This is a genomic window from Pumilibacter muris (genome assembly GCF_943193045.1).
GTDB lineage: Bacteria > Bacillota > Clostridia > Christensenellales > Pumilibacteraceae > Pumilibacter > Pumilibacter muris.
Genome location: NZ_CALPCN010000007.1, coordinates 121,867 through 134,720, shown reverse-complemented (window position 1 = coordinate 134,720; position 12,854 = coordinate 121,867). Strand labels below are relative to the sequence as shown.

At 49.2% G+C, this 12,854-nt stretch carries 6 protein-coding genes; 5 read left to right on the top strand and 1 reads right to left on the bottom strand.

Annotated features, from left to right (window positions below):
• Nucleotides 1-9 precede the first annotated feature (9 nt).
• On the bottom strand, nucleotides 10-1,281 hold the full coding sequence (locus NFR62_RS08745; protein ID WP_251617519.1) for an adenylosuccinate synthase: 1,272 nt from the start codon (nucleotides 1,279-1,281) through the stop codon (nucleotides 10-12).
• Nucleotides 1,282-1,461: 180 nt separating this feature from the next.
• Here NFR62_RS08745 and NFR62_RS08740 point away from each other — a divergent pair, with 180 nt between their 5' ends.
• From NFR62_RS08740 to NFR62_RS08720, 5 genes are all read left to right on the top strand, one after another.
• The gene (locus tag NFR62_RS08740) at nucleotides 1,462-2,199 is read left to right on the top strand and encodes an amidohydrolase family protein (RefSeq protein WP_251617517.1); all 738 of its coding nucleotides are present in this window, start codon (nucleotides 1,462-1,464) and stop codon (nucleotides 2,197-2,199) included.
• Between the two features lie 321 nt (nucleotides 2,200-2,520).
• Nucleotides 2,521-10,017: a leucine-rich repeat domain-containing protein gene (locus tag NFR62_RS08735; protein WP_251617515.1), complete on the top strand. Its 7,497-nt coding sequence runs from the start codon at nucleotides 2,521-2,523 to the stop codon at nucleotides 10,015-10,017.
• Complete coding sequence (locus NFR62_RS08730; RefSeq protein WP_251617512.1) at nucleotides 10,011-10,979, top strand: hypothetical protein; 969 nt, start codon at nucleotides 10,011-10,013, stop codon at nucleotides 10,977-10,979. Before NFR62_RS08735 ends, NFR62_RS08730 begins: the two co-directional genes overlap by 7 nt.
• Nucleotides 10,980-10,995: 16 nt before the next feature.
• Entirely contained in the window at nucleotides 10,996-11,229 is a 234-nt protein-coding gene (locus NFR62_RS08725) for a hypothetical protein (RefSeq protein ID WP_251617510.1), read from the top strand.
• A gap of 186 nt (nucleotides 11,230-11,415) precedes the next feature.
• Nucleotides 11,416-12,852, top strand: coding sequence for a hypothetical protein (locus NFR62_RS08720; RefSeq protein WP_251617508.1), 1,437 nt, complete (start codon nucleotides 11,416-11,418; stop codon nucleotides 12,850-12,852).
• Nucleotides 12,853-12,854 lie beyond the last annotated feature (2 nt).

Here is a 12,854-nt window from a genome sequence, read left to right as displayed (position 1 = left end):
AATGCACTTTTATATTTCAAAGTTTTGCGTTCTGTCGGGACCTACGCCCACCATTTTTATCTTGCAGTCAACGAATTTTTCTACCGCGCGCAAGTAAGCTACCGCGTTTTTAGGCAAATCTTTAATGCTCTTCGCCGCCGATATATCTTCCGTCCAACCGTCGAATTCTTCATACACAGGCTCGCAACCCTCTAATTCCGAAATGTCGGAAGGAAAGTCTTTAAGAGTTTTGCCGTTTTTGGTGTAGGAGACGCAAACTTTGAGTTTTTCAAGCCCCGTTAAAGTGTCGAGCTTATTTAACGCAATACCCGTAAGTCCGTTAACGCGCACCGCGAAACGAAGAATAACTGCGTCGAGCCAACCGCATCTGCGAGGGCGCCCCGTAACCGTTCCGAATTCCGCGCCCACGTTGCGGATTCGTTCGCCTATTTCGTCGTCGAGTTCGGTAGGGAAAGGACCTTTGCCCACGCGAGTGGTATACGCTTTGGCTATGCCGATGCAATCTTTTATAAGCGTAGGTCCTATGCCCGCGCCAACGCAGAAGCCGCCCGATATGGGGTGCGAGCTCGTAACATACGGATAGGTGCCAACGTCAAGGTCGAGAAGCGCTCCTTGCGCGCCTTCCATAAGAACGTTTTTGCCGCTTTTAACGGCGTCGTAAACAAGCACCGAAGTGTCGCAAACGTGAGGGGCGAGTTTTGCCGCGTAGCCGTTGTAGTCCGACAGTATTTTTTCGAAAGAAACGGGTTCGCCGCCGTAAATTTTGGTTATAATTTCGTTTTTGAATTTTACGTTGCGCTCTAATTTTTGTTTGAAAACTTCGGGGTTTATAAGGTCGCACATGCGAATACCTATGCGCTCCGCCTTATCCATATAGCAAGGCCCTATGCCGCGTTTAGTGGTTCCTATGTCGCCCGCGCCGCGCGCCTTTTCGCCGAGTTCGTCGAGCGCTATATGATACGGGAATATCACATGCGCGCGAGCGTCTATTTTAAGACGCGACACGTCTATGCCTTTCGACGTTAAGTCCGCCATCTCGCTTAAAATAACCGCAGGGTCAACAACAACTCCGTTGCCTATAACGCACACCGTGTTTTTATACAGTATGCCGCTCGGAATCAACCGCAGTTTATACGTTATGCCGTTTGCAACAACGGTGTGCCCCGCGTTGTTGCCGCCTTGCGCACGAACAACCATGTCGGACTTTTCCGCTAAAATATCGATTATTTTGCCTTTTCCTTCGTCGCCCCACTGTGCGCCGACAAGCGCGGTAACAGCCATAATTTGCCAAACCTCCGAAAATGAAAATACTTATCTATTATATCATATTCTATAAAAACAGTCAACATAATAGCGGGCTGCCTATAACATTTGACAATATTGCTTTTAAGGTTTACAATACGGGTTATGACAGTCGATTTCCATACACATTGTTTTCCCGATTTTCTGGCGCCGCGCGCAATGGAAAATCTTACGCGAATTTCAGTTTATCCGCCTTGCTTGAACGGCACTTTAAGCGCGCTTAAAGAGTCTATGGACCGCGCCGGAATACACCGCTCGGTGGTGCTGAATATAGCCACTAATCCGAAGCAAACCGAAAACGTGAACAATTTTGCGATAGAGGCGAACGCCGACGAAAAAATTATTGCGTTCGGTTCGATTCACCCCGATAGCGAAAACGTTGTTTCGGAGCTTGCAAGACTTAAAGCTAACGGCATACTCGGCATAAAATTTCATCCCGATTTTCAGGATTTCGAGGTTGACGACAGGCGAATGTATCCGCTTTACGAAAAAGTTGCCGAATTCGGTTTTATTATGCTCTTTCATTGCGGGCACGACCTCGACCCGCGTGCAAAATACAACTGCATCCCTAAGGCGTTCGCGCGCGTTGCGCACGACTTTCGCGGCGCTACGGTTGTGGGCGCGCATCTCGGCGGGCAAGATATGTGGAACGAGGTTTTCGAATACGTTTGCGGCAAAGATGTTTTCGTTGATACATCTTACGGTTTCGGGTGGCTTACAAAAGAGCAACTTAAAAGATTTTTGAGCGAGCACGATAACGATAAAATTTTGTTCGGCACCGACAGCCCGTGGCAAAGCCAAACGCACGACGTGGAAATGATGAAAGCGAGAATAGAGGACAAAGCGGTTTTTAATAAGATAATGGGCGGCAACGCCGCGCGTATTTTGGGTATTTAATACTGCGCTAACTCTCTAACGGTTGTGGATAACTCCGAATTTTTTACGCACGGCAATTATAAACCGTGTGTGAGTTTTCCGAGTTTTTCGGGGAGCGTGTTTTTGTTTTACGAAAAAACTATGCGAATTTAGGCGAAATTCACAAAACGAACACGCAAATTGTAAAATTTGCAACAAAATACTTGACAAAATTCGGGGGGGGGATTATCATAATAACACACTTAATATATATATATTTAGCCTACATGTTTTAGCCGAAAATTTTTTGCGGCTTATTTTTTTGTCGGAGCGAACGTAACGCTTCAAAGAAGGTGTGGATAAATGTCCGTATCGAAGAAAAAATTGTTTGTGGTTTTAGCCGTTGCCCTTATGCTGTGCGCGAGCGGTATTGTTTGCACCGGCTTTTTTTCGGAGCGTTCTGCAAACGCGTCAACCGTTTCGGCTCAACCCGTAACTCTCGACGAACTTATAGAGCGGCACGGAATTGTAGCCACAATAGGACCGGGCGGCAAAGCCAACGGCTACGATTACAACGCCGACGAGCTTTTGAAAATAGACGCGAACGGCGTTTTAAAAGGGTGGAAGTCTAATTGGACCAACACCACCATTAAATCCGTTTTGATAGTTCCGAACAGCGTTAAAAAAGTTGAGGCTAAGTCAGCGGAGGAAAGCGGCATTGCTTTCAGCTCGAACGGCGCGATTGTGGAAACTCTCGTGGGCGTATGGTTTCAAGACGAAAGCGCGCTTACGAGCATTGACGTCGGCTTTAAAGACTGCAATAATATGCGTTTTTGCAGATTGCCTAAAAAGAACTTTACAATAGGCGCGTCGGCGTTCGAAGGTTGTTCTCAGCTCCGCGATATTATCGTTCCCGAAGGCGTTGTGTCGCTCGGCGCAAGGGCTTTTGCGAGTTGCTCGAACTTGTGCCACATATCCGTTCCCACTTCGGTGACGAGCATTGCCTCCGACGCTTTTGAGGAAACTCACAGCTTGTGCGACGTGGAATTCAACGCCAACGTGGCTTTAATAACCGATACAACGTCGGTGTCGTCGTATTTTCCTTACGCAATGAATATTTATTACGACGTCGCCAAATTCAACGCCGAATTTCCCGACGTGACTCCGAATATAGACGCGGTGAAAACGCGTTCGTATTTGTATTTGACGAACGACGGAGACAACAGTTTGGCATTTTCGCTTAATAATTTGTGCGAGCAAAGACTTGCCACAATAAGCGGCGCGAATAAGAACTATGAGATAAACAAATGGTATTTTGTGGGGCTTGCGGGGCTCGAAGATAAAAACTGCGTAACGCGCTACGTTTTTCCCAACGAAATCGATTTGTCGGCGGCGCGCGAAACGGTTGCGTGGGACTATCTTAACGACGAAGGTAAAAAGGTTAAAAATAATTTAACGGGAAAGGTCACTTCTTACGACATAGGCGTGTATGCGTGCCGCGACGCTTTTATGGCGCGTCAGGTGTTTATACCCGAAGCGGTGAAAGTAATCGGCGACAGGGCGTTTTACAATTCGCACGTTCGCAACGCCGATATTGCCGAAACCGTTACGCACATAGGCGAGCTTGCGTTTAAGGGTAGCAATCACGGCGTAACTCAGCATTACTATTTGCGCAAAACCGACCCGAACGCTGCTTTGCACATAGGCGACTACGCTTTCGACGCTTGCTCGTCTTGGGGCGCGCCGCAAGCGAATTTTTCGAGAAGGGTAATTTTTGAAAACAAGGCGGTATACGATAAAGAAATAGAGCGCAAAAACGTTTATTTATCGACAGACAGAAACGTGGATTTGTCGACAAGTATTTCGTTTACTTACCGTGTGCCTATTGAAACCGTTGTGCAGGACGGAGATAATACCGTTACTGAAATTTTCGGTTACAGACTTTTCGGAAATTACGGCTATAACTGCACCGAGAATCACGACGGAACGTGGTCGGATACCGTGCAAAACTCCGACGGAACTTTTTTAGACGTTTATAAGTCGGTGGCGTTTCCCAATATAACGGGCAACGAATCGACCGTATGGTACACGCAAAACGACTATGCGTCGGTTGCCGACGTAAAGTATGTGGGCGAAGCGCTTAACGTTAATGGAGTTGAGAAAGTCAGGCTGTATTCTCGAAAACTCGGAGCGCCTAACATTGCGCCGCGCGAATACGAATATTCGCCGTCGCTCGACGTTTCTTTTACCGACGCCGCCGATTTCGGCGAGGACTACACGGGCGAGCTTACGGGGTATGCCGACCCTTCGAACTCTACTCCTCCTCAAAGCGAATGGCCGGTGTCCGTTTCGGTTGCAGGGAAATATACGGTGCGCGCTCAGCTTGCCGAAAAGTGGGGCGTGTGGACTGCCGAGAACGCGAAAAAGTATGAAACTACGGTAACGGTGCGTCAAGCCGAAATAAATTTAAACGAGACGGGAATACTTGTTTGGACGGTTAAAGGCGCGGCGGCACAGCTCGAAGGCGACAACACTCCGCTGTATAAGTATTCCGACGGGTGGTATCTGAGCTCGAAAGACACCGAGCCGCTCGAATCGAAAAACGTTACTAATTCTTATGTGCGTGTGGACGGCGGCAGAGTGTTTAATATAGACATTCCCACAACGTCGCGGCATTTTACCGTTAGAGAATTCGGCAATCATGTGGATAAAAGCGAATCGGGGCAGTATTACACAAGTTTTACTCTTGTAACCGAAAATTTGAATTATCGTTTCGTTTTAAACAGCACAACTACCGAAGATTTTGTTTTGCGCGGAATAAGCGGAATTAGTTTGAGCGACAACAACACAGTTGTGACACTGTCTAAATGTTGGTACATAGTGAATCAGTCGAACTGGCTCACAAACAACGACAAAGAGGGCGAGGAATACGGCGCTCCGAGTTTCTCTATTGCCGAGAAAGACGGCAAGACGGTGAGCGGCTGGACATACGGCGACACGACTGTTACCGTTCATTCTCCCGCGCTCGCGTTCACAGTGGAGGGAGCGGGCAACGGAAATATAACGTTTACGCTTGCTTACGGCGACACTCCTATTGTAACCGACGCGCCCGCTTCGGATTTTAAGGAATATATAAATCCGTCTATGCCTGCGGGAACGTATTCGGTTTCCATTCACGCCGACGCCGTAGGCGCATATTCGGAAATAAATCAACGTTTCACGCTGTCGGTTTCGCCGAAACAGATGGAAGAGGCGCTGTATGCGCCGCTCAACGAGGCGCTTAAAGGAAAGCTGTTCGAGCAAGCGTATAACGGCGAGTTGTTTTTGCACGACTCGTTCGATTCAATAAACTCGTTGTTGCAAACGGATATGCACCCGTTGAGAAAAGGCGAGAACACTGTGTGGGGCGCTCAGAAATACGACGGCTATTATTCGTCGCTGTCGCTTGCGTATAATCTTGACAGAATGCAAAGCAGCCGCTATTATACCGCGTCCGAAATGGCGGCGGGCGGCGTGTTCGCGCCGCGCGAGGTAAACGAATACACAGTGTATTATTCGCTGTCGGCGGCAAATTACCGTTCGCTCGGCGGAGCCGACGACGTAAGCAGACGCGACTACCGTTTTGCAACCGTTATATACCGTGAAATTTCGGTTCCCGTACTTTCGAGCGTTACATATAACGGCGGCAGAATTTCGCCTGACGTTCCGTATAATCAATACTACGTTTATTCGCTCAACGAAAGCGAAAACTATACCGATGCGGGCGATTACACTGTTACCGTTACGCTTACCGACGGCGTGCTTTCGCGTTGGAGCGAAGTTCCGCAAGGTGTGACGTTGAGCGGAGAGAAAAACGAAATCGCCACGTTGCCGTTTAAAATCGGTCAGGCGGAAAACCGATGGCTGTCATCTCCTCAAATTTCGGACTGGACTTATAACGGTTTTAATCGCGGTGTAAACACAGTGTCGGCTTTATTGCAGTATTCCGCCGAAACTCAGTTCGGCATAGGCTCAAAAAACTCCGACGGCGGCTTTAACTGGCTTGACTTCGACGGACACGGAAACCGTTTTATGCTCGAAGCCGACGGACGCGTGCCCGAATGGGTGGCTGAAAAGCTCAATTCGCTTACGCCCGGAGAATACTATTTGGGCAGTTGGGTGAGCGCCGACGAAAAAGGAAACGTTAAATCTTTCTCCACCGATTCGAATCTTTACAACAGAATTAGAGTTGGTAAAGCTGCAAACCGTTGGACTTCTTCGCCTAACGTTATTCGGTGGGCATGGAGATCTTACGACGAAAACAGCAATTTGCTTACCGCAACTCCGCTGTATCCCGTTTTGGGCGCGGGCGAAACGCTCGACGGCAAAGTTCTTTTCACCGTGCTAAACTCCGACAAAGTTTTGGCGGGGCAAAATCTTGCGGGCTTTGCGCTTGCGGGCGGCAAAGTGAACGGAGCCGTTAAACAGGCGCTCAACGGTTTGAGCGCGGGGCGTTATTATCTTCTCGCTTCGGTAGCCGACACCGATTGCTACTACGGCTTGAATTATGTGGAGGACCTTTTAAACCACGATTTTGCCGCCGACCTTTCGCTCGATTTGATTCCGTTCGAAATTACGGTTGCGGCGAACAGTTGGACTCAAACGCCTATCGTTATAAGTTGGACGTATAACGGCTTCGGCTCGGAAGCGAACTTTGTCGCGGGGCAAGCCGCTCACGGAAATTCGGTTAAATACGGAGTTTATAAGTCGTATCAAGACGGCGTGCTCTCCGGCGCCGAGTTCGAAAATATTACCGACGTTGATACCGTAACCGACAAAATGAAAGTTTTGGGCGCGGGTAGCTACTATTTACACGTTCTTACCGAAGGTGTGGAAAACAACTACTCTAAGGTGGAATCGGTGGTGCAGTTCGAGGTTAAAACCGCTTCGAACAGTTGGATTGCGGCGCCTTTGCTCGAAGATTGGACTTTCGGCGATTCGGTTAGCGTAACGGCTCCGCAGTCCGCCTACGGTACGCCGAACTTTGAGCTTGACGGAAAACCGCTTGCCGCCACCGAATTGAACGCCGAGCTTGCAAAATTAAACGCGGGAGAACACACTCTTTCGGTTAAGGTAAACGAAGATAAAAACGGCGACGAAGTGAACTATACGGGGCTTAGCGAAACGATTAAGTTCAACGTGCGCAAGGCGAATAACGCTTGGCTCGATTCCGCTTTGCCGTCGGTTGAAGATTTGACTTATAACGGTACGGCAACGCCTTCGCCGTCCGACGGTTCTCCGCTTTATACTTGGACGGGGCAAAACGTTTCGAGGCAATACTATAAGTCGGTTTGGAGCGTTGCTCAAAACGCTTACGTTACCGAAGGCGACCCGCTCTCGGCGGCGCCTATCGATGCGGGCAGATATGCCTATGTAACCGCCGTAGACGGCAACGCGAACTATAACGAGTTGCGCTACGTCGCGTTTTTCGAAATCGCTAAGGCTTCGAATTCCTGGACGAGCGGAAGCCTTCAAAACATAGGTTGGGAATGGACTGAGGACGGCTCGAACGCGTCATGGATTCCGCTCGGCTCTGAATTCGGTTCTCCCGAATTTTCGGTGAGCGGAGTTGCGGGAGCTTCGGGGCTGACTGCGGACAAAATAAACGAAGCACTGAAATCGCTTGACGCGGGAACGTACACACTCATTGCTACGGTGCCGGAGAGCGGCAACTATGCGGGGCTGAACGACACCCTTACGGTTACTGTGCGTCGCGCGCCCAATGCGTTGCAGAATATGACCATTGCAAGTTCGTGGTTTTGGAATCCGTCGCTTTCCGATTCCGATTTGGGTTGGAACGCTCCCATGCCGCAGCACGGAAACGTTGTGGCGCTAACCGTAACCGATAAATCGGGAACATCCGATTCGATTTATATAGAATTGCACTACGACGCGAGCGGCAACTTAACTCAGGCGGAAGCCTCCGCAGTTAAAGCCGTGTTCAAGTCGCTCGGAGCGGGGGAATACACCGTGCGCGCCTCTGTTGCTCAGCAGAACAACTATGCGGGGCATGAACAAATTCTGTCGTTTAGCGTTAAGCAAGCGGTTAATAAGTGGATAAACGGCGGCAGTCCGTCTATGTCTAAAACAAGTTGGAACTACGGTTCCGAATCCGGCTCGCCGTCGGCGCAGTCGGCATACGGCAACGTGCTTGTGCGCTACTATACGGTTAGCAATAGCGGCGGCACCGAAACGATGCAACTGTTCGGTGACGGCACCGTTATGCCCGTAAACGCGGGCAACTATGCGGTAGGGTTCAGCGTTGCCACCGACTCTGCGGGGAACTATTCGGGCATAACCGAACAATTCGTGAAGTTCGCCGTTCTGAAAGCGGATAACCGCACATTCTCGGTAAATCCGCACGCCGTCGGGTGGACGTGGCGCGAATACGACAAATCGGTGAATTTGTTCGCGGCTGTTCCCGCAACGGGCGGCAAGGTTACGTTTACGGTGCTTTCGGGAACGAGCGCCGTTATGGGACTTGAAAATATCGAGCTTAATAAAGACGGCATAATAGCGGACGCCGACGGCACGCTTACGAAAAAGCTTTCGGAACTTAACGCCGCAACTTACGTTTTGAGAGTGAACGTTGGCGCAATGCCTAACTACAACGCATTTACGTCAGACGTGGAGTTCAGAGTTACGAAAGCTACCAACGGTTGGCTTAGCACGCCGAGCGTAGCCACTTGGTCGGAATACGAGTGGAAAGCGGCGAACAACACTCCCGTTGCCGCGAGCAAATACGGCGACGTTCGTATCACCGTTAAGAGCAAAGCGGATTCTAAGGTTTATTACGACGCGTTGCATAAGTCGGACGGAACCGTTTCGGAAAATGAAAACAAACTTATAGAGGCGCTCGGCGGTTGGTATGTTCTCGCCGCCGAAGTAGCGGACGGAGACAATTATACGGGGCTTAAAAACGGCTTCGAATTTCAAGTGTTTTTGAGTAGCGTAGATATGCCCGCCAACTATTGGGTGACTATTCCGTCTATCGAGAGTTGGATTGCGGGAAGTTCCGCGTCCGTTCCGCAAGGCGCGGCTTTGCGCGGAATAGAAGAGTTCACTTATCGCAGGGTGGAGCTTAAAGACGGGAAATACGTTACCGTTGAAGAGCTCGGAGAGGTTGTTCCGAGCGCGCCCGGCAAATACATAATGCGCGCTCACGTCAGCAATCCCGCCCGTCCGCAAGACGAACTTAATCAAGAGGTTATGTTCGAAATTTTCTACCGCGTGAACGAATGGAAAGATGCGCCCGGTATTCAAAGTTGGTATCTTGGCGACGCTCCGAGCAAGCCCGTTGCGAGCGCGCTGTATTCGAGTGCCGACGAACTGACAATTCTGTATAAAAAGAAAGGCTACGACGATTCTCTTGCGGTTAAAGAACTCCCTAACGAGCCGGGAGAATACGTTATGATTGTAACTGCCACCGCGAAATATTGCGAGCCTATAAAGGCGTATATAGATTTTTCGGTGTGGCTGTCTAAAAACGGTTGGCTTACCGCGCCCGTAATAAAAGACTGGTCGGCGGAAGTAGGACCTAATTTGCCTACGGGAGAAGCCATATACGGCGAAATTCAATATATTTACAAAAAGCTCGACGGCACCGTTTTGAGCGGCGCGCCCACTGAGGAAGGCGAATACATACTCGTTGCCCGCGTGGAAGTGGACGGTTACGAAACGCTTGAAGCAGAGTATAAATTTACCGTTACTCCCGCATTCGACATAACTTTGGTTATGCTTAATATTTTGCTCGGAGTTATAGCGTGCGCGTTTGCCGTAGTGGTAATTATATTTGCCGTAAGGAGGTACAAACAATGTTAACGTTGTTGTGTTTAAGTAATAAAACCGCTCTCTTGATTTTAATGGCGGTGTTAATCGTTTTTATCGTGTTGCTAACGGTGCTCGGTATTGTTTTTATTGTGGCGCTCAGAAAGCGCGCGCCCGTAGTTAAGGTTATTATGGCGCCGCCGAGAGAAGAGCCTCTCGCGCCCGCAGTGCCCTTTGTTGCGGCGGGAGAGCCTACAAGCCCCGCGCCGCCCGCGCCATTACCCGAAGCGGAGCCCGAACCCGCGCCCGATGACGACGACGCTGCGGCGGAAGACGACACCGTGTTCGTAACCGAAGGGCAAGACAAAGTTCGTTACGACCGCAGTTTCGAGGCTAAGCTTATTCAGCTTAAAGACGAAACAAAAGAGTGGTACACAACCGTTAAAAACGAGTTGTTGTCGTATAAAAAAGTCCGCTCGCGCATAAGCTGGCGCCGCGAAAGTTTTCAGATGGGAAGAATGAAGATAGCGCGTTTTGTTGTGCGCGGAAAAACGCTTTGCCTAATGCTTGCCGTAGAGCCGAGCGGATACGCGGGAACTAAGTATGCCGTTGAAGACGTGTCTAACGTGGCAAGCTCTGCCGACACTCCCACGATGTATCGCATTAAAAGTGCGCGCCGCGCAAAATACGCGGTTGAAATGATTGCGGGAATAATGAAAGAACTTTCGGTAGGCAAGCAACCCGGCTATGAGGAAAAAGATTATTTTATACCTTACGAAGGCACTATGGGGCTTATTCGCAAAGGGCTTATAAAGCGCGTGGTTAGCTCCACAACGCGCACATTCGAAATACGCGAGGTGGATAAAGAAGAACTTTCCGACGAGGAATACACTGTTTCGGACGAAGAAATAGCCGAAGCGGCGGCTGCGGTGGCGTCCGCAAACGCCGAGCAGGAAGCCGCGCAAGACGGAACTGCCGAGCCTTTAAAAGAGGCGGCGGCAACCGCGAAAGAATAATCGGGAGGTTAAGCGCATGTCTAAAAAAGGTGATTTGAAAAGAGCGATTGCAAACAGCGAAAGAGAAATAGAGGCGTTGGAACAAAAACGGGCGCGCTCGCAGTCGGCGCTTTTGGCGGCTGTAATAAACAACACCAAGCCCGACGCGACCGACTCGGAGTATTTCAGAGTGTTCACCGCTTTAATCGACGCCGAGCGAGAAAATCTGAGAAAGCTCACCGAAGAACTGAAAAATCTTAAAAACAAATAAAACGGTTTAATCCCCTCTAACATAAGAGGGGATTTTTTATGCGGCAAAAGCTCTCGAATAAAAATTTCGAGAGTTTTTTATTATCTTAGAAAAACAAAGGTATATGAAAAATTTCATATTGACAATTCGGCGTTCCTACCTCATAATAAAAGGGTACTAAAATGTATTTGTTCAGGAGGAAAATTTATGAGAAAACGTTTTGGAATCATAACTTTGGCACTGTCGTTTATGCTATGTTTTTGCGGTTGCGGAAACGGTGAAAACGGCGGCGCCGACAACGATAATCAGGGCGGAACAAACGAGCCGCCCGTAGTTCTCGCCGAAACCGTGCCCGACTATTTAAACGCGGAAGCTACTAACCCGTTTACCGTAGGAATGTGGGTAGGTATTCCCGAAAACAAAACTCTTCTCGATGAGAACGATTTGATTGTAGGCACGCAAAAGTGGACGGAAGAAGAGTTTTTGCAACAATATCAATGGATAAAGGAAGCGGGCTTTAATCTTGCCACAGCGTCGCTCGGTACCTCTACGGTAGAGCATATCGTTCACCAACTCGAAACCGCCGAAAAGGTGGGAATAAAACAACTTGTGTGGGACGAGCGTCTTAACGGCGTGCTACTTAACACAAAACTTACCGACGACGACGCCGTTCGTCAGGCGCGACGCATTGTTATGGAATACAGCGATTACGATTCGTTTTACGGCAATATGATTACCGACGAACCTACGTTCGACGAGTTTCCCGCTTTGAAGATTGCGGCAAAACGCTACAAGCAAGTGTTGCCCGACAAAATGTTTTATCTTAATCTTTACCCTGTTGAAGCCAACTCCGAAACGCAACTCAAATGCAAAGACTACGAAACGTATCTTGCCGAGTATACTTCTATCGGACTCGATTATCTGTGTTACGACACATATCCGCTTTTGAACAGCGGTAAAATGCTCGATACCTTTTTATATAACTTTCAAATGGCGCAGAACGCAAGCGACGCCGACGTTTGGACGTTTTTGCAGGCAATGGGATACGGCAACCGCAAAGAGCCGAGCACCGAAGCCGATTTCAGGATTCAGGCTAACGCCGCGCTTGCTTACGGCACGAAGGCGGTGCAGTGGTTCTGTTACTTCTCGCCCGAATACGGCGGCGGCGAAAACTTTACTCCCGCTATAATCGCGCTCGACGGCAAAAAGACCGCGAAATACGATTTGGTTAAAAAAGTAAACGAAGAAATTCACGCCTTAGAGCATGTGTACGAGCAATTCGTTTGGCAAAAGGCTATGAACATAGTGGGGAGCGAAAATTCGAGAGGGGAGAACGCGGCTTTCAATTACTACGAAACCGACAACACTCACGCGCGCATTAAAAAGCTTGCCGCAACGAAAGATACCGTTGTGGGTTGCTTTAAAGACGGAGACGGGCGCGACGGCTTTATGGTTGCGAACTACGATTTGCCGCAGTCGGCGGATACCGACAAGGTAGAAATTACTTTTGCCGATTGTACGAAAGTTGTGTGCTATATAAACGGCGAGAGAACCGAATTAGGCGTGGTAAACGGAAAAATAGCGTTGAACTTAAAGGCGGGCGACGGTGCGTTCGTTATTCCGCTTAATATTGTGGAGGATTAAAC

Excerpts from the sequence above, each read along its gene's own strand:
- NFR62_RS08745 (WP_251617519.1), bottom strand. The coding sequence starts at position 1,281 with ATGGCTGTTACCGCGCTTGTCGGCGCACAGTGGGGCGACGAAGGAAAA.
- NFR62_RS08740 (WP_251617517.1), top strand. The coding sequence starts at position 1,462 with ATGGAAAATCTTACGCGAATTTCAGTTTATCCGCCTTGCTTGAACGGC.
- NFR62_RS08735 (WP_251617515.1), top strand. The coding sequence starts at position 2,521 with ATGTCCGTATCGAAGAAAAAATTGTTTGTGGTTTTAGCCGTTGCCCTT.
- NFR62_RS08730 (WP_251617512.1), top strand. The coding sequence starts at position 10,011 with ATGTTAACGTTGTTGTGTTTAAGTAATAAAACCGCTCTCTTGATTTTA.
- NFR62_RS08725 (WP_251617510.1), top strand. The coding sequence starts at position 10,996 with ATGTCTAAAAAAGGTGATTTGAAAAGAGCGATTGCAAACAGCGAAAGA.
- NFR62_RS08720 (WP_251617508.1), top strand. The coding sequence starts at position 11,416 with ATGAGAAAACGTTTTGGAATCATAACTTTGGCACTGTCGTTTATGCTA.